Raw genomic sequence first — 22535 nt, 5'->3', positions numbered from 1 at the left:
ACAAGGCCCGGTCAGAACTATCAGTTATTGGCCGGTTTTTCCGCCTCGGTGCCGCCGGGCTGACCATCCACGACAACATCGGGATTGGCGCCGGAAGCCGCTTTTTCGGCCTCGATCTTGCGCCAGCGGCGCACATTGGCGTTATGTTCGTCCAGCGTCTTTGCAAACACATGGCCGCCGGTGCCATCGGCAACAAAGTAGATGTCATCGGTGCGCCACGGGTTGGCAACCGCCTCGAGTGCGGCCCGGCCCGGATTGGCGATGGGAGACGGTGGCAGGCCCTTGATGACATAGGTGTTGAAGGGCGTCTGCTTTTGCAGGTCCGACTGGTAGATCGGACGGTCGGACGGTTTGCCGTCGCCGCCGAAGAGACCGTAGATGATCGTCGGGTCGGATTGCAGGCGCATGCCCTTCTTCAGCCGGTTGTAGAACACCGAAGCGACATGGGCGCGCTCGTCGTCCTTGCCGGTTTCCTTCTCCACGATCGAGGCGAGCGTCACGAATTCCTCGACCGTCTTGATTGGCAGGTCTGGGTCACGACGTTCCCAGATCATGTCGATCAGCTTCTCCTGCGCCGCACTCATCTGGTTGATGATTTCCTCACGCTTCGTACCACGGGTAAAGCGATAGGTATCGGGGCGAAGGCTGCCTTCCGGCGGCAGGGTGGCGGGCAATTCGCCATCCAGCACCTCGTCGGCGGCAAGCCGCGCGAACATCTGCTTGACGGTCAGACCTTCCGGCAACGATACGGAATAAAGGATCGATTTGCCCGACTCCAAGAGCATCATGATATCCTTCATCGATGCGCCGGCCTTGATTTCGTATTCGCCCGCCTTCAGCGTCTGGTCCTTCTGCAGGTAGCTGCCCGTCATCAGGCGGAAGACACGGGCATTGGATACGACGTCATTGCGCTCGAGATTATTGGCGATCTCGATGAGGCCTGCGCCGTTGCGCACCGTGAAATGTGTGTTCGTCTGAAGCGGACCGGGCTCCTGGAACGCATTGATCATGTAATAGAAGGCTGCGACAGCAAGCACACAGACGGCAACCGCAAGCGTCATCAGAAAATTCAGGAAGATCACCAGCTGGCCATGGGCCTTGCGGGAGCGCTTCGGTGGAGCCGGCACTTTTTCCGGCCGAAGCGCTTCGGTCGGGGATTTCGGGATGATCGGGCCGCGATTGCCCTCACCCGCGCCGTCTCGTCCGTATGGTCCCTGGCTGTTCTGGTTCGTGTCGCTCACCGTCGGTCCTTTTCAGTTCGGCGTTGTCAGCGCTTTTTGCGCAGGTAATGCGGCAAAAACAGGTTCGGAATGCCTTCCTGCACCACATAGAGACATCGTGAAGACCTCATTGTCCTCCTTCACGAATCGTCGTTTCCGGCAAAGCCGGTCAAGGAAAGCCATCTGCGGCGGGAAATTCACCCGCAGCAGGAAATCATTCCGAAACCGGCAAACCGTCTTCCGTAAACGACTACAATATCGGCGCGAAAATCGAAATGGCTTTCGCAAGCCGCAATGCGTTCTTCAAAGAAGAGCGCTCTCAGGCACCCGGCGGGAGGGAGCCGCACCGCTTTAGGCGGTTTGCGGCACCGGGTTTTCGTCGTGATTTACGCTTCGTAGCGACGCAGTACGAGGGAGGCGTTGGTGCCGCCAAACCCGAAGGAGTTCGACAAGGCGACGTTGACCTGCCTCTTGCGCGCCTTGTGCGGCACCAGATCGATCTTCGTCTCCACGTCGGGATTGTCGAGGTTCAGCGTCGGCGGAACGATATTGTCGCGGATCGCAAGCGTGGCGAAAATCGCCTCGATAGCGCCAGCTGCTCCGAGAAGATGGCCGGTGGCCGACTTTGTGGAAGACATGGAAATCTTCGACGCCGCGTCACCAACCAGCCGCTCGACCGCACCAAGCTCGATCGTATCGGCCATGGTGGACGTGCCGTGGGCGTTGATGTAGTCGATATCGTCAGGCGTGAGGCCGGCGCGCTTCAGCGCCATCGCCATGCAGCGATACGCGCCATCGCCATCTTCTGACGGTGCGGTGATGTGATAGGCATCACCGGAAAGGCCGTAACCGACGACTTCGGCATAAATCTTTGCGCCGCGCGCCTTGGCATGTTCCAGCTCTTCCAGAACGACGATACCGGCACCTTCGCCCATGACGAAACCGTCACGGTCGCGGTCATAGGGACGCGATGCCTTCTGCGGATCGTCGTTATGCTGGGTGGAAAGCGCCTTGCAGGCGGCAAAGCCGGCAAGCGCGATGCGGCAGACCGGCGATTCGGCGCCACCTGCGACCATGACCTCGGCATCGCCGAACGCAATCATCCGGGCAGCATCGCCGATGGCATGCGCGCCGGTCGAGCAAGCCGTCACTACGGCGTGGTTCGGACCGCGCAGCTTGTGACGGATTGAGACGTGGCCGGAAACCAGGTTGATCAGACGGCCGGGAATGAAAAATGGAGAAATGCGGCGGGGCCCCTTGTCGCGCAGCGTATAACCCGCCTCGACAATACCTTCCAGACCGCCGATGCCGGAGCCGATCAGAACGCCCGTGGCGATCTGGTCCTCGTCCGTTTCGGGATGCCAGCCGGCGTCCGCAAGCGCCATGTCGGCGGCGGCCACACCGTAAAGGATGAACGGATCGATCTTGCGCTGCTCTTTGAGTTCCATCCAGTCATCGGCATTGAACGTGCCGTTGGAGCCATCGCCGACGGGAATGCGACAGGCAATCTTTGCGGGCAAGTCTTCGACTTCGAACTCAGTCACGAGACGGGCACCGTTCTGGCCGGCAAGCAGCCGTTCCCAGGTGATTTCCGTTCCGCATCCAAGAGGAGATACCATGCCGGTACCGGTGATAACGACACGCCTCATCGCCAACGCTCCGCCCTTATCCAAATCATCGGTCTTTTTGCAACGCCACACACCATGGAATGGCGGGAACAGGCGCTGCACCATTTTGAATGTCCGCATAATCTTCCGCAGGCCGGAGCCGGTTCGGAAACTTATGCATTCGTCAGGACGCACGTCTTTCGGGCGCGTTCTGTTTCACGATAAAATATTGGCCCGGACAAGCCGGGCCAAGACGGGAGGTTGTTACACCTCCCCAATACAGGTCGATCAGGCCTGGGCCTTCTCGATGAACTTGACAGCGTCGCCAACAGTCAGGATCGAGTCAGCTGCGTCGTCTGGGATCTCGACGCCGAATTCTTCTTCGAAAGCCATGACCAGTTCAACGGTATCGAGCGAATCAGCGCCCAGATCGTCAATGAAGCTTGCGCCTTCAACAACTTTGTCGGCGTCGACGCCCAGATGATCAATTACAATTTTCTTTACGCGTTCTGCGATATCGCTCATGTCGGTTTCCTCGACCTTTATTTTGAAGGGAATGCCTTACGGCACCCTGCCCTGTTAGAAGCCCTCATGCGCCGTTCAAATCCGGCACTGCTGGCAAACCCGTTCAACCCGGTCCAAGCTAGACATCGTCGCGCAAAATCGCAACGGCTTCCTGTCTCTCCGGGACGACTGTTCACAGTCTTGGCCCGATTAACACGGTTTCAACCGGTCGAAAAGCCTGAAAACGCGCTAAGCACAACGTATGACAGGCAATTTCGCCGGAAACCGGCATGGAGGGTCTTGCGGCGCCCGACACCAAACAAGGTGCAGAAACAGCGCCGCAATCGTTTCAAGACGCCTTTCAGGTGGCGTCAGATCATCGCCATGCCGCCATTGACGTGCAAGGTCTGGCCGGTCATGTAGGCAGCTTCATTGGAAGCAAGATAAAGTACGGCCGAAGCGACTTCGGCGCCCGTTCCCATGCGCTTCATGGGAATGGCACCCATGATGGCGTCTTTCTGCTTGTCGTTCAGCTTGCCGGTCATCGCGCTTTCGATGAAGCCGGGCGCCACGCAGTTGACGGTGACGTTGCGGGTGGCGATTTCCTGTGCCAGCGACTTCGAAAAACCGATCATGCCGGCCTTGGAGGCGCAATAGTTCGCCTGGCCGGGATTGCCGGTGACGCCGACGATGGAGGTGATGTTGATAATGCGGCCGAAACGGCGGCGCATCATCGGATGCGTCAGTTCACGCGTCAGACGGAACATCGCGGTCAGGTTCACCTCGATGACGTTGTCCCAGTCCTCGTCGCTCATGCGCACGAACAGGCCGTCCTTGGTAATCCCGGCATTGTTGACGAGAATGTCCACGCCTTCCAGCTCGGCCTCGGCCTTTTCGCCCAGCGCCTTGACCTCGGCACGATCGGCAAGGTTGGCCGGGAAAATCTTGACGCGGTCGCCAAGTTCCGCCGCCAGGGCTTCGAGCTTTTCAACGCGCGTGCCGTGCAGGCCGACGGTTGCGCCCTGGCTGTGCAGAAGGCGGGCGATTTCCTCGCCAATGCCGCCGGTCGCGCCGGTTACGAGAGCCTTGCGGCCTGTCAGATCAAACATGTTCCGTTCCTTCTTTAGAGCAATTCCGCAAAAAGCCTTTTAGCGGAATTGCATCGGGAATTACCGTAAAACAAAAAGCCGATGCGGGGCGAAGCCCGTCTCAGCCGATAAGAGTGGCGAGAAGCTGGTCGATATCGGCAGCGCCGTTGACGGCAACGCCGTTCACCGTCTTGTCGATGCGACGGGCAAGACCCGTCAGCACCTTGCCCGAGCCGATCTCGTAAAGCTGCGTCACATTGTTGGCGGCGAACCATTCCACCGTCTCGCGCCAGCGCACCTGGCCCGTCACCTGCTCGACCAGCAAAGCGGCGATCTCATTGGCGTCGGAAACGGGGGCGGCACGCACATTGGCTATAACAGGCACAACCGGGTTATTCTTTTCGACAGCCGCCAGTGCCTCGCGCATGGCTTCCGCCGCCGGCGCCATCAGCGCGGAGTGGAAGGGCGCGGAAACCGGCAGCATGATGGCGCGCTTGGCGCCCTTTTCGGAAGCGATCGCAGCCGCCTTCTCGACAGCCGCCTTGCCGCCGGAAATGACCAGCTGGCCGCCGCCATTGTCGTTGGCGATCTGGCAGACGCCGAGAATGGCAGCCTCTTCACAAATTGCCGAAACAGCATCGTGCTCCAGCCCGATGATCGCTGCCATCGCGCCCTCGCCCACCGGCACGGCAGCCTGCATGGCATTGCCGCGGATGCGGAGAAGCCGTGCGGTATCGGCAACCGAGAAGGTGCCGGCAGCACAGAGCGCGGAATATTCACCGAGCGAATGGCCAGCGACATAAGAGACGGCGTCGGAGAGCTTCAGACCCCGCGCTTCCAGAACCCGCATGACCGCCATGGACACCGCCATGAGCGCCGGCTGGGCGTTGGCCGTCAGCGTCAGCGTTTCTTCCGGGCCATTCCACATGATGTCGGAAAGCTTCTGGCCGAGCGCGTCATCGACCTCCTGGAACACAGCCCGTGCTTCCGGATAGGTATCGGCGAGTTCCTTGCCCATGCCGATGGCTTGGCTTCCCTGACCGGGAAATGTGAATGCAATACCCATGGGATGTGGTCCTTCTTGTCTGGCCTTGCCTTTATTCTTTTCGACTTCCATTCACATTCCGGCCTGCGGAGTCAAGGCTTGAAGCCCTTCGGCACCCCATCGACGCGGTTTTGCCGATCTATTTTCCCCTTTCTTTTCATCATATTTTTTCTTGCACTGCGGCAATTCCCCATTACTTTCATGCCACCTTTCAAATATCTGGCCAAGCACCGGGACATTTCCATGAAACAGAGACTATTGGGCCGCACGGGCATTTCCGTGTCCGAAATTTGCCTTGGCACAATGACGTGGGGCACGCAGAACACTGAAGCCGAAGCGCATGCGCAGATGGATTACGCGCTGGAGAACGGCGTCAATTTCTTCGATACGGCCGAGCTTTACCCCACCACCCCCGTTTCCGCCGAAACGCAGGGACGGACGGAAGACTATATCGGCACATGGTTCGAAAAGACCGGCAAGCGCGACCAGGTCGTGCTCGCCACCAAGGTCGCCGGTTCCGGGCGTGACTATATTCGCGGCGGGCGCGATATTGATGCGAGCGCCATCCGCGAGGCAGTAGATACCAGCCTCACGCGCCTGAAGACGGATTACATCGACCTCTATCAGATCCACTGGCCGAACCGCGGCACCTATCACTTCCGCGGCGCCTGGAGCTTTGATGCTTCCGGTCAGGAAAAGGAGCGCACGCTTGCCGAGATAACCGAAAAGCTCGACACGCTCGGCGAGCTGGTAAAGGCCGGCAAGATCCGCGCTATCGGCCTTTCCAACGAAAGCGCATGGGGTACACAGAAATATATCGATATTGCCGAGGCCCGTGGCCTGCCGCGCGTCGCAACCATCCAGAACGAATATAACCTGCTCTATCGCAGCTTCGATCTCGACATGGCGGAAGTCGCGCATCACGAAGATGTCGGCCTGCTGGCCTACTCGCCGCTGGCGGCGGGGCTGCTCACCGGCAAGTATCAGAACGGCGCACGCCCTGCGGGCTCGCGCGGCACCATCAACAAGGACCTCGGCGGTCGCCTGCAGCCGCATCAGGAAGCGCCGGTCAAGGCCTATCTGGAGCTAGCCGCACAACACGGCCTCGATCCGGCACAGCTCGCCATCGCCTTCTGCCTGACACGCCCCTTCATGGCCTCCGCCATCATCGGCGCAACGACCATGGAGCAGCTGAAGGTGGATATCGCAGCAGCCGATGTGGCGCTATCGGAAGAGGTCCTGAAGGGTATTGCGGCGATCCATCGGCAATATCCGATGCCGATCTGACGACAGCGCAGCGCGCTTTTTCGCCTCCGGTCCTTGCATTCCGGGCAAAAATGGATATAAGCGCGCTGTTCACAACATCCGGTCCAATTGGCTGGTGGCTGAACGGAGGGCTGGTTTCGGTAACGAAACAGCAGGAACCATAAGGTTTTTCCGGCCTCCCGTGTCTCCGCTCTCGACCGTCTCGAACAACGCTTTTCTTGCTTTAAGGCTTCGCAGCCTAACCAGGAGCAGTCGTTGAGGCTTAGCGCCGTTGCCGGGTGAAGGACGAAACGCAAGAAAGGCAAAGCTAAATGGCTCTTTACGAACACATCTTCCTTGCCCGGCAGGATATTTCTGCCCAGCAGGTCGACGCACTTGTCGAGCAGTACAAGGGCGTTATCGAATCGTTCGGCGGTAAAGTCGGACGCGTCGAGAACTGGGGTCTGAAGTCCCTCACCTACCGCATCAAGAAGAACCGCAAGGCTCACTACGCTCTTATGGACATCGACGCTCCGGCGCCTGCGATCCACGAAATCGAGCGCCAGATGCGCATCAACGAAGACGTTCTTCGCTACATGACCATCGCCGTCGAAGCCCACGAAGAAGGCCCGTCCGCGATGATGCAGAAGCGCGACCGTGACGACCGTCCGCGCCGCGATGGCGACCGTCCGGATCGTGGCCCGCGTGAAGATCGTGGTCCCCGCGCACCGCGCGAAGGTGGCTTCGGCGACCGCGAAGACCGTCCGCGCCGTCCGCGCGAAGACCGTGCATAAGGAGAATTGACCAATGGCTGATACATCCTCTTCCCAGGCACGCCGCCCGTTCCACCGTCGTCGCAAGACGTGCCCCTTCTCCGGCGCAAACGCTCCGAAGATCGACTACAAGGACGTTCGTCTCCTGCAGCGCTACATTTCCGAGCGCGGCAAGATCGTTCCTTCCCGCATCACGGCCGTTTCCCAGAAGAAGCAGCGCGAACTCGCCCAGGCGATCAAGCGCGCCCGTTTCCTCGGCCTGCTGCCTTACGTCGTAGCGTAATGATTTGAAGCGAGGCCGCGCTTTGGCGCGGCCTCGTCTTCCACGATGCAACTGACTTTTAATTAGTAGGTTGCGAGTTCAAATCCTTCCGCGTTGGGCGCGGATCGATACCATAAAACCCATGTTGGGGACGACGATCCTGATTGGACCGGTCCTCTAACTGCTCAAGTTTCCAGCAGGACAGCGAAGTGCAAAAGTTGAACCAGACAGTGCTGATCACCGGCGTTCTCGCCGGCATATGCGCCGCGTTTCTAACGCTTGGCGCAACGGCACAGTCGTCCTTTTCCTTCCTGCTTTACGCCGGTTCCGCCATGCCCATCTTCATCGCCGGCATGGGCTGGGGCAATCGCGCAGCCGTCGTTGCGATCATCACCACGGCTATCATCGGCGCGCTCGTCATATCGCCGCTTTTCTCGCTGACCATTGCGATCTTCACGCTGATCCCGGCGGGCTGGCTTTCGCATCTTGCCAATCTGGCGCGCCCGGCCTCGGAACTCGGCGGCCCGGATGACCTGCTTGCCTGGTATCCGCTGTCCGGCATTGTCCTGCATCTCTGCCTTCTGGTTTCGGTTGCCGTCGTCATTCTCGGCTGGATGATCGGTTACGGTCCCGATCTCGTCGCGCGCATGGTCGATCTGATGATGACCTCCGTGCAGAGCCGCGAACCGCTGTTCGAACCCAATGTCGAGGCACTGGCGCAGACGAAGTCGCTGCTGGTTCTGATGCTGCCGATCGTTCAGGGCGGCCTGTGGGTCATCCTTTTGTTTGCTGCCTATTATTTCGCGGCCCGGCTGGTCGGTTCCTTCGGCAAGGGTCTTCGCCCACGCGAGGACATTCCTTCCGCGCTGCGCATGCACCGCAACGCCATCTTCGTTTTTCTCTGCGGCATCGTCGCCATGTTCTTCGGTGGCGTCGCCGCGATGGTCGGCGCAGTCGTCTGCGGCACCTTCGGCGCGGGCTTCCTGATGGCAGGTTACGCCTCGCTGCACAAACGCGCGCGTGGAAAGGACTGGCGTCTGCCGGTTCTCATCCTCGCCTATCTCTCGGCGGTCTTTGTCTTCCCGCTGCTTATCATTCTCGTTTTGGGATTGAGCGACGTGCGCAGCACGATCTCCCTCACCCCAACGCGGAAAACTGACAATACGAACGAAACCAACACATAGAAAGGATCAAGAAGATGGACGTTATTCTTCTCGAACGCATCAACAAGCTCGGCCAGATGGGCGAAACCGTAAAGGTTCGCGACGGTTACGCACGTAACTTCCTGCTGCCGCAGGGCAAGGCGCTGCGCGCCAACGCCGCCAACAAGACCCGTTTCGAAACCGAGCGCGCAACGCTTGAAGCCCGTAACCTGGAGCGCAAGTCGGAAGCCCAGAAGGTTGCCGAAGCACTCGAAGGCAAGTCCTTCATCGTCGTTCGCTCGGCTGGCGAAACCGGTCAGCTTTACGGTTCTGTTGCTGCTCGCGACGTCGTTGAAATCCTCGGCGCCGAAGGCTTCAACATCGGCCGCAACCAGGTTGAACTGAACACGCCGATCAAGACCATCGGCCTGCACAACGTTACCCTGCACCTGCACGCCGAAGTCGAGCTTCAGGTCGAGCTGAACGTTGCCCGTTCTGCCGAAGAAGCCGAGCGTCAGTCCAAGGGCGAAAGCCTCACCTCCGCCGACGCCATCTACGGCGTTGACGAAGACGCCCTGCGTCCGGAAGACTTCTTCGATCCGGAAGCTGACGGCAACGACGACGACGAATAAGATTTGGCCTTGTGGTCATAAGGAAAACCCCGGATGGCGACATCCGGGGTTTTTTTGGTTTTGTGACTGGAGTGTGCGGAGAGGTTACCCCCCCTCTGCCCTGCCGGGCATCTCCCCCACAAGGAGGGAGATCAGCAGGGCGATCCCACATCGCTAATAGCCGCAACGTTGAGGTTGTCGAGCGCAAGCCACAATTCGATCTCCACCCTTGTGGGGGAGATGTCCGGGAGGACAGAGGGGGCGCCTCTCGGCATACTCCAATAGCCAGACTACCTCGCCGCCGTCTCCGCCCCCTCAGGCGCCACGCTCTTGTCCACATGCACGACCACCGACATGCCCGGCGACAGATCCGCTGCCAGCGGCTGATCGGCGTCGATTGCGATACGCACGCCGAGACGCTGGGCGATCTTCACGAAATTGCCGGTGGCATTGTCGGGCTTGATGACAGCGAATTCCGATCCCGTGGCGGGCGAGAACCGCTCGACGCGGCCGTTGAGCTTGCGGCGATGCAGGGCATCCACCGAGATCGTCACCGGCTGGCCGACCTGCATGCCCGCGAGCTGGGTTTCCTTGAAATTGGCGATGACCCAGACATCGTGCGGCACAACCGCCATCAACTGCGTTCCGGCCGTCACATACTGACCGGTGCGCACGCCGATTTCGCCGAGCCTGCCGTCCACCGGCGCGTGAATTTCGGTATTGTCGAGATCGATCCTGGCGAGTTCGACCGCAGCCTCAGCATTGGCGACAGCGGCCTGCAGGGAACTGCGGTTAACGATGATCGTCTGCAAATCCTGCCGCGAGACCTCAAGTGCCGCTTTCGCCTGCGAGAGCGATGCCCTCGCCTTTTCAAGCGCGGCATGCGCCTCCTCCTGCAGGCTGGAGGTGCCGGCACCGCTTTTGATGAGGTTGTCCTGACGGTCTGATGCCAGTTGCGCCTGTTTCAGAGATGCCTGCGCGCTATCGACCGCCGCCTCGCTGGAACGGATATTGGCGTTGGCGGCGTTTTCCTGCTGGCGGGAATTGTCCAGTGCCGCTTTTTGCGTATCCAGCGCGGCTCCCGCCTGCGCCTGCTTCTGGCGGTAGATGCGGTCGTCGATCTTCGCCAGCAATGTGCCCTGTTTGACCTCCTGATAGTCCTTCACCGGCACATCCACGACATAACCGCTCACCTGCGGGCTCATCGTCGTCACGTAACCACGCACGAAGGCGTTGTCGGTCATTTCGACGGTGGAAAGGAATGGCGGCAGGCGCCATGCATAGAGCACCAGCGCGACGCCGGCGAGGCCACCGAGCAGAACGAGAATGGAAACGGGGGTAAAAATCTTCTTCAGCATATTATCACTCTTGGAGGTTCAAGACTGTGGCGCCGGCGCGGCATCGACATTGTCCCGGAAAAAGCGGGGACGGATGCGCAGCCATGCAAGGTGGAGCAAAAGCGCCATGAGCGCCAGCGCCGCAACGGTGGAAATCAACAGGAACGTATCGTTATAGGCGAGCACATAGGCTTCCTTGGTAACCTGCTGGCCAAGGAGGGAAAGCCCCTCGGCCTTCAGCAGCGCCGGATCGGTGATGACGTGGCTGTAGGCGCCGGAAAGTTGCGACACGCGCTGGGCGACCAATGGGTTGGTGAGCAGGATATTTTCCACCAGAATATTGGAATGGAATTTTTCGCGCAGCGTCACGAAACTGCCGAGCAGCCCGGTCATCAACATCGATCCGGTGATCTGGGTGAACAGGAAGATGGTGATGAAATTCACCAGATAGGGCGCTCCGCGCGCAAGTGCGGCAGCGAACCCCTTTGCCATAACGGGCGGCAGGAACATGGCCGCACCGAAGGCGATCATCATCTGGCTCAGATACATCTGCGCTGGCCGCGTCAGGTTGTTGGACTGGCTGTCCAGAAAAGCGCCGGCCGCAATCAGGGTAAGCGCAATCACATGAGCGGTATCGACATATTTCGTCAGCATCAGCCAGGCACAGGCCGCACCGCCGAGAACCGTCGCCAAAAGCACCAGAGCATAAAGCGTGATCGTCTGGTCGTTCAAAAGGCCAAGCTGCTGGTAGAAACTCACCGCCGTCGAGGATTGCTCGGAGGAAACTGCACGGTAGATGAGAAGGACCGCTATGACATGCAGGTTGGTTTTCGAAAAAATCCAGCGCAGGTCAAGCAGCGGGTTCTTGCGCGGCAACTCGATGACGACCATCAGCGTGAGAAGCGTGATCGACGTGGCCAGGAGCACGCCCAGCCACCATGTTTCGAACCACCAGTAAAACCGGCCAAGCGTGAGCATGACCGCGAGACAGCCAAGGCCACCCGCGAACAGAAGGTAGCTCAGAATATCCGTGCGCTCGATGACTTTCGCCCGCGGCGGCGGCGTGACTTTCAACAGGTAGATCAAGGCGAGCGAGATCAGCGCGAAGCCCATTTCCATCGTGTAAAGGGCATTCCAGCCGCCTATTTGCAGCAAGGAAGGCGAGACGATGCGCGCGAGCGGTGCAGACAGCAAGGTTCCGGTGAGCGCGATGCTGAAGCCCAGCGAGAATTTCCGCGCCGGCGGAAAGGCCTCCAGAATGTAGAGAAAGCCGAGCGAAGAAAGAGGTGCCGCCGCCATGCCGCTGAGGAAGCGGATGACGATCGCCGAATGCAAATCTGTCACGAACAGGTTGAGGCAGGAGGCAACCACGAAGACGATGATCGAAAGTTCGGCAAAGGGACGCAGGCCATATTGCGTTCGCACCTTGAACAGCGCGATGGAAAACGTGGCATAGGGGGCCATATAGGCGGCGGAGAGCCAGGCGACCTCAGCCACCGTGGCGGAAAATTCGCCCTGCAACTGGTATAGATTGGCCATGACGAGGTTCATGCCCAACCCTTGCGTGATGAAGAACGCCAGGCCCGCGAAGATGAAACACAGCCGCAGCCACACTGGCCGCTCCACCGGTTGCGGCGCGGCGGCCGCAGCAGCAGATTCCGGCACGTTCGCCGGCTTTACCGTAACGTCGACATTTTCAGAGGCGTTCTCGTCTGCCGTTTGCGGCACCACGGTACTCACGATTGCGCCCTCCCGCTTGCCAGATTTTGCAGATTAGCCGAAAGCCTGCGCATGACATCCAGCGCCATCGCCAGATCCTGCGAGGAAACATCGGCGGCGATTTCAGAACGGAGCGATTTTGCCACCGCCTGCACCGTTTCGGAGGTTTTCTCGCCCTCCTCCGTCATGTGGATGCGTTTGGCACGGCGGTCGGTTTCGTCGGAGCGTCGCTCGATGAGGTTCTGTTTCTCCATGCCGTCAAGCACGCGCACCAGCGTCGGCGTTTCGATTTCCATTTCCTCGGCAAGCTCCGTCTGGGTCAGCGGCCCACGTCGCGACAGCGCGAAAAGCGCACGCGCACGCGCCAAAGTCAGGCCGCTTTCCCCTACCCGCGCGTCAAAAAATGCGCGCAGCTTGCGGGTGAAGGCGGACACCTCGTCCAGAAGCTGTTCCTTGTCGGTTTCGCGGGACATGTCAGCAAGCCTTATAATTAGCACACTACTTATTTTCTGCCTATTTATTTGGAAGCCTGCCGATTTTCAAGTTTCTTTCACGTCGGGTCTGCCATGCGATAAACTCATGGCAGCGAATCACGTTGCCGGGAATTTCCCGCACCTTGTCCCCACCCGCCTGTGGATTGCTGGGGACAACTGAAGATGTGATCCAGCTTCGCAGACAGGACGTCAGGCTGCCATAGAGTGTTGCAACAATATCATTGACTGCCATGGCCAAGGAAGCCAAACCCGAAGTGTAGTGGCAAGGCAAAGGGAGATCGTGCAAACCATGAACGACGCTGTGAGAAAGATCACCCCCGCGCAACCGGCGGAACCGCATTACCGCGAGGCGCCGAACAATATCGAGGCCGAACAGGCGCTGCTGGGCGCCATCCTCGTTAACAACGACGCCTATTACCGCGTGTCGGACTTCTTGAAGCCCGTGCATCTTTACGAACCGCTGCACCGCAAGATTTTCGAAGTGGCGGGCGACATCATCCGCATGGGCAAGACCGCCAATCCGGTGACCATCAAGACCTTCCTGCCCGCAGACGACAAGGTCGGCGACCTGACGGTGGCGCAATATCTGGCGCGTCTGGCGGCAGAAGCCGTTTCGATCATCAATGCGGAAGATTACGGTCGGGCGATCTATGATCTGGCGCTGCGCCGCGCGCTGATCCAGATCGGCGAGGATGTCGTCAACATCGCCTATGATGCGCCGCTGGACATGCCGCCGCAGGCGCAGATCGAAGACACCGAGCGCCGCCTGTTCGAACTGGCGGAAACCGGTCGCTACGATGGCGGCTTCCAGTCGTTCAACGATGCGGTGGCGCTGGCGATCGACATGGCGGGCGCCGCCTTCGAGCGTGACGGCAATCTTTCCGGCATTTCCACCGGCATCCACTCGCTCGACGCCCGCATGGGCGGCCTGCAGCGTTCCGACCTTATCGTACTTGCCGGTCGTCCGGGTATGGGCAAGACCTCGCTTGCCACCAACATCGCCTATAACATCGCGGCGACCTACGATCAGGAAGTACAGCCTGATGGTTCGTTCAAGGCGAAAAACGGCGGCGTCGTCGGCTTCTACTCGCTCGAAATGTCGTCCGAACAGCTGGCAACCCGTATCATTTCAGAGCAGACGGAAGTGTCTTCCTCGAAAATCCGCCGCGGTGACATTACCGAGGCCGATTTCGAGAAGCTCGTCGCCTGCTCCCAGATGATGCAGAAGGTGCCGCTTTACATCGACCAGACCGGTGGTATCTCCATCGCCCAGCTTTCCGCCCGTGCACGTCGACTGAAGCGCCAGCGTGGTCTTGACGTCCTGGTGGTCGACTATATTCAGCTGATGACCGGCGCCGGCAAAAGCGGTGAGAACCGCGTGCAGGAAATCACCCAGATCACCACGGGCCTTAAGGCGCTCGGCAAGGAACTCAATGTTCCCATCATCGCGCTTTCACAGCTCTCCCGTGCGGTGGAAAGCCGTGAAGACAAGCGCCCGCAGCTTTCCGACCTGCGTGAATCGGGCTCGATCGAGCAGGACGCCGACGTGGTGCTGTTCGTGTTCCGTGAGGAGTATTACGTCAAGAACATGGAGCCGCGCGATATTTCCGATCCGAAATATGCCGAGTGGGAGGCCCTGTTCGACAAGGTGAAAGGCACCGCGGACGTCATCATCGCCAAGCAGCGTCACGGACCCACCGGCACAGTGAAACTCGCGTTCCAGTCCGAATTCACCCGCTTCGCGGATCTGGCCGACCCGAGCTTCAGCCAGTACGAAGAGCATTGATCTGAACCGAGGGCGGAAACAGGTCAGCGTTTCGCCCTGCCTGCTCTAAATCGAAACTGGGGAATCTCTTCAGAACTTTGGCGGGATTGCCTCACAATCCGATTCCGCGCAAAAGCGCCACGGTGACGACGCCGAGCGTTGCGGCTGGCAGCAGGCTGAGGCGGAGCGCCGCGACTGCCGTCACCGCGCAGGCGATTGTTTCCGCCATTCCGCTTGAGAATGCCGTTGGCGTCACCACAGCCATCAAGACCGCAGGCGGAACCACGCCGAGCGCTTTTTTCAGACGCGGCGTCAGGGTGAAATGGTTGACCAGCAGCAGACCCCCAAGACGCGTAGCGACGGTGGCCGCCATCATGGCGAGAATCGCCAGCAGGGTGTTCGTATCAAGCGTCATGCCGGCTGCTCCACCTTGTCCTCGCGGCCGAAGGCTGCGACGGAAAGCCCCGCAAGCGCACCGGCGGCTATGTACCAGGCGCCTGGGACCAGCGCGTGCGTGACAAAGGCGGCGGCAGCGCTTGCCAGCAGCACCAGGCCGGTTTCCCTGCCCTTCCAGAACCCCATCAGCAGCACGATGAACACGGCCGGAAAAGCGAAGTCCAGACCGATAACCGTCATGTCCCCCATCACCGAGCCTAAAAGCGCGCCCGTGAGCGTGGCGATGTTCCAGACGAGGTAGATTGACAGCGCAGCGCCGGTGAAAAATGCGGCCGTCAGCCTGCCGGCAACTGCCCTGAATTCCGATAGCGCCCAGGATTCGTCCGTCAGCACCAGCATGGCCGCATATTTTCGCCAGCCGGTAAAATCATCGAGCTTGCCAGCGATGGAAGCGCTCATCAGCACATGGCGAAGATTGACCAGCAGCGCGGCAAAACCGAGCGCGCTCCAGCTTGCCGGATGCGTCCACAGATCCAGGGCGACGAATTGCGAGCCACCTGCAAAGACGAGAATCGACATCAGCGAGGCTTCCAGCGTCGACAATCCCTTGCCGACCGCGACTGCACCGAACACGGCGCCGATCGGCACCATGGCGACCAACAGTGGTGCCGCAGCTCTCAGGCCTGCGCCAAGCTCTGCACGTTTTTCCAGTACGGACATTGCATTCTCCTTTTCAGAGACATGCGATTACGCCTGCAAGTTTTTCCAGTCTTGAATGAAAGTGACGTTGCGCTTCGGAATGGCCACCAAAATCACGCCGTCCGGAATTGTCCCGGCGTGACGCCGGTGCGCGTCTTGAAATGCCGCGTAAAATGCGCCTGATCGGCAAAACCGCACAGCGCAGCCACCTCGGCCGGCATTTCGCCGGAACGCAGAAGACGGCGCGCCCGCCTTATGCGCACATCCGTCAGATAGGCATGCGGGGTGATGTGGAACTCCTTGCGGAAGGCCCGGATGAGATGCGCGCGGCTGAGACCAGCGATGGACGCCAATTCCTCAAGGCCGATATCGGTCTCGTAATTATCGGAGAGATAGTCGCGGGCGGTATGGACCGCCGTCTTCTCGCGGGTTTCAACGGCCAGGATAATGGCGCTGCCATGCCTGCCGAACAGTGCCGCCAGAACCGAGAACATGCCCTCGTCTGCCTCAAGAGCGCCGGACTTGGCCTCCAGCCTGCGATGCGCCATCTGAAAAGCGGCGGCCATCTGCGGATCACGCGGGAGAAACCTTGGAAAGGACGGCATTCCGTGGAAAGCCCTGCCCGTCACATCCTCGATAATATCACGCAGCAGCGATGCGTCGGGATAGATCATCCGATAACGATAACCGCCGCCACCCGGCGCACCATCGTGAATCTCGTCCGGATTGATGAGATAGAGATGCCCCGGCCCGGTCTGTTCCCTGGTGCCCTGAATGGTGGAAATCTGCGAGCCGCTTTCGATCGCGCCGATCGAGAAGGTATCATGCGCGTGCGGCGAATATTCATGTGTCAGGAACGTCGCGCTCAGACATTCCATGCCGCTAAAACGTGGGTCGCGCCAGAAACGCGTCGTTTCCGTCGCTGCAACCGGCATGACGTCTATGGCCTGTTCCTGCGAAACATTGTGCATAGAACGACTTTAAACCAATCGGTCATTACCGTCTTGAACAAAAGTGCTAGGGTCCGAACCGGTTCCAAATCAACCGGACGCATGGCATGACAGACGACTTCGAAGACACATTTCCCGAACACGAAACCGACGCTTTCGAACATGCGCCGCTGAGGCTGACCGTCGATCTCGGCGCGCTTGCCGACAATTGGCGCGACATGAAAAAGCGGTCCGGCAAGGCGCGGACGGCGGCTGTCGTGAAAGCAGATGCCTACGGGCTCGGTATCGAGGATTGCGGCGCGACGCTCTACCATGCCGGCGCACGCGACTTCTTCGTGGCAACGGTGTCCGAAGGTGCGACCTTGCGATCCTATGCACCGGAAGCGCGCATCTTCGTGCTGTCAGGCATCTGGCAGGGCCAGGAGCGTCAGGTCTTCGACAATGATCTCGTGCCGGTTCTGGCCTCGGAGGAACAGCTTTCCTTCTGGATGGCGACAGTTGCCGAACGCGGCGAACACCCCTGCGCGCTGCATGTGGATACCGGCTTCAACCGGCTTGGCCTGCCGCTGGACGACGCGCTGTTTCTGGCAGACGACGTGACCCGGCCTGCGAGTTTCGATCCGGTTCTGGTGCTCTCCCACCTCGCCTGCGCCGACACGCCGTCTTCGCCCATGAATAAGGTCCAGCTCGAATCATTCCGCAAGGTTAGCGCCGCTTTCGAAGGAATCGAATCAAGCCTTTCCGCCTCTGCCGGGATCTTTCTGGGACCGGATTATCATTTCGATCTCACCCGCCCCGGCATTGCCCTTTACGGCGGCGAGGCAATCAACGATGTGGCAAACCCGATGCGGCCCGTCGCAAGGGCCGAAGCGCGGATCATCCAGATTCGCGAGGCCGGCGAAGGCCAGACAGTCAGCTATGGCGGCACCTATTTGCTGAAACGGGCGAGCCGCCTTGCCATCGCTTCCGTTGGTTACGCGGACGGATACCAGCGGTCGCTTTCCGGTTCCGGCATTCCATTGCGCGAAATGGGCCATGGCGGTGCTTACGGCGTAGTCAACGGCCACAAGGCGCCGGTCGCCGGTCGTGTAACCATGGATCTCACTATTTTCGATATCACGGACATACCGGCAAACGCTGTCCGCACCGGCGATTATATCGAGCTTTTCGGCCCGAAAGTGCCGCTCGATGAGGTGGCGCGCGCCGCCGGCACCATCGGTTACGAAATGCTGACGGGGCTTGGTTTGCGCTACGAGCGGCAATATCTGATGGCTGACGACTGAACCACGTCTTTAGCTCTTGGAAAGCGGAAGCGACCTGTGCTAAAAGAGAACAAAAGGAGATCGAAATGCCCGAAATCCATTTGAGCGAACAGGACGAAAAGTTCATCGAAGAGCAGGTGGCTGCGGGTGTCTATAGCGATGCGGACGCCCTTATTCATGCGAGCCTGCAATTACTGAGCAGCGATGAAAGAAAAAGAGTCGCGCTTAAATTGCTGATACAGGGCATTGACGACGCTGAAGCAGGCCGGGTTCACCGCTATGCCTCACAAGACGTCTTCCTGAGCGATATCAAACGCGTTTCCGTGCAGCAAAAAACGGGGACCGGTCATTAAAATCCGGACCCCAATCTGGACCACGCGGGCAAGGCGCGATCTTGCCGAAGACCATGGGCCGGGCTTCGCAGTATTGCCTATCGTGGGCGCGTCATCTTCTTTCGTGTTGACGAGGCCGATCTAACCGTTCTGCGCTTGCTGCACCGCCACCAGGACAATTCCGCCAAAGATTTCAAACAAGAAGAAAACTGACATAGATGGCCAAAGCCAAGACCCAATTCGTGTGCCAGAACTGCGGCACGGTTCATACCCGCTGGGCGGGAAAATGCGAAGGCTGCGGCGAATGGAATACCATCGTCGAAGAAGACCCGATGGGCGGCATCGGTTCCGGCCCCGGCAAGACGCCGAAAAAAGGCCGGGCGGTCGCGCTTACGGCGCTTTCGGGCGAGATCGAGGAGGCGCCGCGCATTCCGACCGGCATCAGCGAACTGGACCGGGCAACCGGTGGCGGTTTCGTGCGCGGTTCGGCGGTGTTGATCGGCGGCGATCCCGGCATCGGCAAATCGACCCTGCTGATGCAGGCGGCAGCTGCCCTTTCACGGCGCGGACATCGCGTCATCTATGTTTCTGGCGAAGAAGCGGTAGCGCAGGTGCGTCTGCGCGCCCAGCGGCTGGGTGCGGCGGAAACCGACGTGCTGCTGGCGGCAGAAACCAATGTCGAGGATATTCTGGCGACGATTTCCGAGGGCAAGCGCCCCGATCTCGTCATCATCGATTCCATCCAGACGCTATGGAGCGACACGGCCGATTCCGCTCCCGGCACGGTAACGCAGGTGCGCACCGGCGTGCAGGCAATGATCCGTTACGCCAAGCAGACGGGCGCGACCATGGTGCTGGTGGGCCATGTGACCAAGGAAGGCCAGATCGCCGGTCCCCGCGTGGTGGAGCACATGGTCGACGCCGTGCTTTATTTCGAAGGCGACCGCGGCCACCATTACCGCATTCTGCGCACCGTCAAGAACCGCTTCGGGCCGACGGACGAGATCGGCGTGTTTGAAATGTCCGATCGCGGATTGCGCGAGGTCTCAAACCCGTCCGAACTGTTCCTTGGCGAGCGCAACGAGAAATCTCCCGGTGCCGCAGTCTTTGCCGGCATGGAGGGCACCCGTCCCATTCTGGTCGAGGTGCAGGCGCTGGTCGCGGCCACCTCGCTCGGCACGCCGCGCCGCGCCGTGGTCGGCTGGGACAGTTCGCGGCTCGCCATGATCCTTGCCGTGCTTGAAGCCCATTGCGGCGTGAAGCTCGGTCAGCACGACGTTTATCTGAACGTCGCCGGCGGATACCGCATTTCCGAACCGGCTGCGGATATGGCGATAGCTTCTGCGCTGGTTTCCTCGCTTGCCGGTCTTGCCCTGCCCGCCGATTGCGTCTATTTCGGCGAGATCAGCCTGTCGGGCGCGGTACGGCCAGTCTCGCATACGGGCCAGCGTTTGAAAGAAGCTGAAAAACTCGGTTTCTCCGCCGCACTTCTGCCGTCTGCTTCGGCTGAATTGCCGAAAGCGGGCAAGGGGCGCTGGACGGAAATAGAAAGCCTGCCGGACCTCGTGGCGCGCATCGCCGGTTCCGGCAACCGGTTCAAACAGGTTGAGGACGACTAAGATTGATCCTTTCGCCAAGGGAAACAGTGGTGTAAGAGGATCGCACAATTGGCAAGGCAGCGCCTGACAGGGCGTCGCACCTCCGGAGTTGGTATATGCCCATTACAATTTTCGACGGCATCGTCATCGCCGTTGTTCTTTTCTCCGCCATTCTCGCGATGGTGCGCGGTTTTTCCCGCGAGATTCTGTCCATCGCGAGCTGGGCCGGTTCGGTCGCCGCCGCCTATTATCTTTTCCCGATCCTGCTGCCCTATGCACGCAACTATACCGATGACGATAAGATCGCCATCGCCGGTTCGGCAGGCGTCGTCTTCCTCATCTCCCTTGTCGTCATTTCCTTCATCACCTCGCGCATTGCCGATTTCATCATCGACAGCCGCATTGGTGCGCTGGATCGCACGCTGGGTTTCCTGTTCGGCGCAGCGCGCGGCATTCTCTTGCTGGTCGTCGCGGTTGCCTTCTGGAACTGGCTGGTGGATGTGAAGACGCAGCCGCAATGGGTAACCCAGGCCAAGTCCAAGCCTTTCCTCGACGGGCTGGTGGGCAAGCTGGAAGCGGTTCTGCCTGACGATATCGAGCCGCAGATCCGCGCCCGTATCCTCGGAAAACCGCAGGAACCGGCAGCCGCGCAGACGCCTGCGGAAGATGTACCGGCGACAAATCCGCCGGCAACGAATAATTGACACAGTGTCGCGCCTTGCAATGCATGCAAGGCGCGCTATTTGTGCTAAATATCAAGCACGACACAGACTGGCCGACCGGGAGACAAGCTCACCGGAGAGGTCTTTCGTTTTTCTCGGTAGAGAGCAAGGGCAAGCCGGATGATTGAGCCGCTTTCGCATTCCACTTTCAATGAAGAGATCGACGGCGACACGCTGCACGAAGAGTGCGGCGTGTTCGGCATTCTCGGCCACGCCGATGCCTCCGCCCTGACTGCACTCGGCCTGCATGCGCTTCAGCATCGCGGCCAGGAGGCAGCAGGCATCGTCTCCTTCGATGGCAAGCGCTTCCATCAGGAACGCCATATGGGCCTCGTCGGCGATCATTATACCGATCCGGCAACCCTTGCCCGCCTGCCCGGCTCCATCGCTATTGGCCATACCCGCTACTCCACAACAGGCGAAGTGGCGATGCGCAACGTGCAGCCACTGTTTGCCGAGCTGGAAGAAGGCGGCATTTCGATTGCCCATAACGGCAATTTCACCAATGGCCTGACGCTTCGCCGACAGATCATCGCCACCGGCGCCATCTGTCAGTCGACATCGGATACCGAAGTCGTGCTGCACCTCATCGCCCGTTCGCGTCACAGCTCCACTGCCGACCGTTTCATCGACGCCATCCGCCAGATGGAAGGCGGCTATTCGATGCTGGCGATGACCCGCACCAAGCTGATCGCAGCCCGCGACCCGATCGGCATCCGCCCGCTCGTCATGGGTGAGCTGGACGGCAAGCCGATCTTCTGCTCGGAGACCTGCGCTCTCGATATCATCGGCGCGAAATTCGTGCGTGACGTCGAAAACGGCGAAGTCATCATCTGCGAAATTCAGCCGGATGGTTCGATCACCATCGATGCGCGCAAGCCTTCGAAGCCGCAGCCGGAGCGTCTCTGCCTGTTCGAATATGTTTATTTCGCTCGCCCCGATTCCGTCGTCGGCGGCCGCAACGTCTATACGACGCGTAAGAACATGGGCATGAACCTTGCCAAGGAAGCGCCGCTGGAAGCTGACGTTGTCGTTCCGGTTCCCGATGGCGGCACGCCGGCAGCGCTCGGTTTTGCGCAGGAAAGCGGTATTCCGTTCGAATACGGAATCATCCGCAACCACTATGTCGGCCGTACCTTCATCGAGCCGACGCAGCAGATCCGCGCTTTTGGCGTCAAGCTCAAGCATTCCGCCAACCGGGCGATGATTGAAGGCAAGCGCGTGGTGCTGGTGGATGATTCGATCGTGCGCGGCACGACTTCATTGAAGATCGTGCAGATGATCCGCGAAGCGGGCGCGAAAGAAGTGCATATCCGCGTTGCCAGCCCGATGATCTTCCATCCGGATTTCTACGGCATAGACACGCCTGATGCCGACAAGCTGCTCGCCAACCAGTATGCCGATGTGGACGCCATGGCGAAATTCATTGGCGCCGATTCGCTTGCCTTCCTGTCGATCGACGGTCTTTACCGCGCCGTCGGTGGCGAGAACCGCAACAATGCGCGTCCGCAATTCACGGACCATTATTTTACCGGCGACTACCCTACGCGCCTTCTCGACCAGAACGGCGAGGCGATGGGCAGCAAGATTTCCGTGCTGGCCAGCAACGGCTGATAATCTCGAAATAACAAGCGGCCACCGGCTTCCGGTGGCCGCTTTTTTGTGGCGGGCGATTAAAACAGTACCCGCTGCGGCGTTTTGATCGCTTGCGGTTGGCGTCAGGGGCTTCATAAAACAAGCGGAATGAATTTCGGAGGGGGCAAA

General features: G+C 59.8%; 23 protein-coding genes. 11 read left to right on the top strand and 12 right to left on the bottom strand.

Annotated features, from left to right (window positions below; translation table 11 throughout):
* Positions 1–20 precede the first annotated feature (20 nt).
* The 5 genes from mltG to fabD all read right to left on the bottom strand — a co-directional run bounded on the left by mltG (position 21) and on the right by fabD (position 5485).
* The gene (gene mltG / locus ACQZ6D_RS00515; RefSeq protein WP_003512383.1) at positions 21–1241 is read right to left on the bottom strand and encodes an endolytic transglycosylase MltG; all 1221 of its coding nucleotides are present in this window, start codon (positions 1239–1241) and stop codon (positions 21–23) included.
* 365 nt (positions 1242–1606) lie between these two features.
* A complete protein-coding gene (gene fabF / locus ACQZ6D_RS00510) occupies positions 1607–2869 on the bottom strand; it encodes a beta-ketoacyl-ACP synthase II (protein ID WP_065661575.1) in 1263 nt (420 codons plus the stop codon).
* A gap of 246 nt (positions 2870–3115) precedes the next feature.
* Complete coding sequence (locus tag ACQZ6D_RS00505) at positions 3116–3352, bottom strand: acyl carrier protein (RefSeq protein WP_003502080.1); 237 nt, start codon at positions 3350–3352, stop codon at positions 3116–3118.
* A gap of 350 nt (positions 3353–3702) precedes the next feature.
* Positions 3703–4440 (bottom strand): 3-oxoacyl-[acyl-carrier-protein] reductase, encoded by a 738-nt coding sequence (gene fabG / locus ACQZ6D_RS00500; protein WP_003512379.1) that lies wholly within the window; start codon positions 4438–4440, stop codon positions 3703–3705.
* A 100-nt stretch (positions 4441–4540) separates the two neighbouring features.
* The gene (fabD, locus tag ACQZ6D_RS00495; protein ID WP_065661162.1) at positions 4541–5485 is read right to left on the bottom strand and encodes an ACP S-malonyltransferase; all 945 of its coding nucleotides are present in this window, start codon (positions 5483–5485) and stop codon (positions 4541–4543) included.
* A gap of 222 nt (positions 5486–5707) precedes the next feature.
* Between fabD and ACQZ6D_RS00490 the strand changes: the two genes are divergently transcribed.
* From ACQZ6D_RS00490 to rplI, 5 genes are all read left to right on the top strand, one after another.
* Positions 5708–6751 carry an aldo/keto reductase gene (locus ACQZ6D_RS00490; RefSeq protein WP_025592963.1) on the top strand — a complete coding sequence of 348 codons (1044 nt, stop codon included), beginning with the start codon at positions 5708–5710 and terminating at the stop codon, positions 6749–6751.
* A 290-nt stretch (positions 6752–7041) separates the two neighbouring features.
* Positions 7042–7503: a 30S ribosomal protein S6 gene (rpsF, locus tag ACQZ6D_RS00485; protein ID WP_003512373.1), complete on the top strand. Its 462-nt coding sequence runs from the start codon at positions 7042–7044 to the stop codon at positions 7501–7503.
* 13 nt (positions 7504–7516) lie between these two features.
* Positions 7517–7765: a 30S ribosomal protein S18 gene (gene rpsR / locus ACQZ6D_RS00480; RefSeq protein WP_003496832.1), complete on the top strand. Its 249-nt coding sequence runs from the start codon at positions 7517–7519 to the stop codon at positions 7763–7765.
* Between the two features lie 188 nt (positions 7766–7953).
* On the top strand, positions 7954–8928 hold the full coding sequence (locus ACQZ6D_RS00475) for a YybS family protein (protein ID WP_025592960.1): 975 nt from the start codon (positions 7954–7956) through the stop codon (positions 8926–8928).
* A 14-nt stretch (positions 8929–8942) separates the two neighbouring features.
* Positions 8943–9518, top strand: coding sequence for a 50S ribosomal protein L9 (rplI, locus tag ACQZ6D_RS00470; protein ID WP_003512362.1), 576 nt, complete (start codon positions 8943–8945; stop codon positions 9516–9518).
* 269 nt (positions 9519–9787) lie between these two features.
* Here the strand turns inward: rplI and ACQZ6D_RS00465 are convergent, their stop codons facing one another.
* Genes ACQZ6D_RS00465 through ACQZ6D_RS00450 form a run of 4 tightly spaced genes read right to left on the bottom strand, consistent with a single transcriptional unit; the run spans position 9788 to position 13279 of the window.
* Complete coding sequence (locus ACQZ6D_RS00465) at positions 9788–10855, bottom strand: HlyD family secretion protein (RefSeq protein WP_003512361.1); 1068 nt, start codon at positions 10853–10855, stop codon at positions 9788–9790.
* Between the two features lie 18 nt (positions 10856–10873).
* Positions 10874–12574, bottom strand: coding sequence for an MFS transporter (locus tag ACQZ6D_RS00460; RefSeq protein ID WP_065704792.1), 1701 nt, complete (start codon positions 12572–12574; stop codon positions 10874–10876).
* Complete coding sequence (locus ACQZ6D_RS00455) at positions 12571–13026, bottom strand: MarR family winged helix-turn-helix transcriptional regulator (protein ID WP_003512359.1); 456 nt, start codon at positions 13024–13026, stop codon at positions 12571–12573. The genes ACQZ6D_RS00460 and ACQZ6D_RS00455 overlap by 4 nt, the downstream gene beginning before the upstream one ends.
* A gap of 40 nt (positions 13027–13066) precedes the next feature.
* Positions 13067–13279, bottom strand: a complete 213-nt coding sequence (locus ACQZ6D_RS00450) for a hypothetical protein (RefSeq protein WP_127966030.1) — start codon at positions 13277–13279, stop codon at positions 13067–13069.
* A 57-nt stretch (positions 13280–13336) separates the two neighbouring features.
* Between ACQZ6D_RS00450 and ACQZ6D_RS00445 the strand changes: the two genes are divergently transcribed.
* Positions 13337–14833 (top strand): replicative DNA helicase, encoded by a 1497-nt coding sequence (locus ACQZ6D_RS00445; protein ID WP_003512358.1) that lies wholly within the window; start codon positions 13337–13339, stop codon positions 14831–14833.
* Positions 14834–14924: 91 nt separating this feature from the next.
* On the opposite strand, the gene ACQZ6D_RS00440 is transcribed toward ACQZ6D_RS00445, so the two are convergent.
* The 3 genes from ACQZ6D_RS00440 to ACQZ6D_RS00430 all read right to left on the bottom strand — a co-directional run bounded on the left by ACQZ6D_RS00440 (position 14925) and on the right by ACQZ6D_RS00430 (position 16878).
* A complete protein-coding gene (locus tag ACQZ6D_RS00440) occupies positions 14925–15227 on the bottom strand; it encodes an AzlD family protein (protein WP_003512357.1) in 303 nt (100 codons plus the stop codon).
* Positions 15224–15928 (bottom strand): AzlC family ABC transporter permease, encoded by a 705-nt coding sequence (locus tag ACQZ6D_RS00435; protein ID WP_065704794.1) that lies wholly within the window; start codon positions 15926–15928, stop codon positions 15224–15226. The genes ACQZ6D_RS00440 and ACQZ6D_RS00435 overlap by 4 nt, the downstream gene beginning before the upstream one ends.
* 92 nt (positions 15929–16020) lie before the next feature.
* On the bottom strand, positions 16021–16878 hold the full coding sequence (locus ACQZ6D_RS00430) for an AraC family transcriptional regulator (protein WP_065704796.1): 858 nt from the start codon (positions 16876–16878) through the stop codon (positions 16021–16023).
* A gap of 86 nt (positions 16879–16964) precedes the next feature.
* On the opposite strand from ACQZ6D_RS00430, the gene alr reads away from it, so the two are divergent.
* The 5 genes from alr (at position 16965) to purF (ending at position 22385) form a co-directional block, all read left to right on the top strand.
* Positions 16965–18140, top strand: a complete 1176-nt coding sequence (alr, locus tag ACQZ6D_RS00425; protein ID WP_065704798.1) for an alanine racemase — start codon at positions 16965–16967, stop codon at positions 18138–18140.
* A gap of 65 nt (positions 18141–18205) precedes the next feature.
* On the top strand, positions 18206–18472 hold the full coding sequence (locus ACQZ6D_RS00420) for a type II toxin-antitoxin system ParD family antitoxin (RefSeq protein WP_448729569.1): 267 nt from the start codon (positions 18206–18208) through the stop codon (positions 18470–18472).
* A 197-nt stretch (positions 18473–18669) separates the two neighbouring features.
* A complete protein-coding gene (radA, locus tag ACQZ6D_RS00415; protein ID WP_003512347.1) occupies positions 18670–20070 on the top strand; it encodes a DNA repair protein RadA in 1401 nt (466 codons plus the stop codon).
* 95 nt (positions 20071–20165) lie between these two features.
* On the top strand, positions 20166–20753 hold the full coding sequence (locus ACQZ6D_RS00410) for a CvpA family protein (protein WP_003512345.1): 588 nt from the start codon (positions 20166–20168) through the stop codon (positions 20751–20753).
* A 138-nt stretch (positions 20754–20891) separates the two neighbouring features.
* Positions 20892–22385, top strand: coding sequence for an amidophosphoribosyltransferase (gene purF / locus ACQZ6D_RS00405; protein WP_003512343.1), 1494 nt, complete (start codon positions 20892–20894; stop codon positions 22383–22385).
* Positions 22386–22535: the final 150 nt, after the last annotated feature.

It is taken from the genome of Agrobacterium sp. 22-3639C2 (assembly GCF_053522105.1).
The sequence above is the reverse complement of the archived record's forward strand: the minus strand, read 5'-3'. Positions and strand labels throughout refer to the sequence as shown.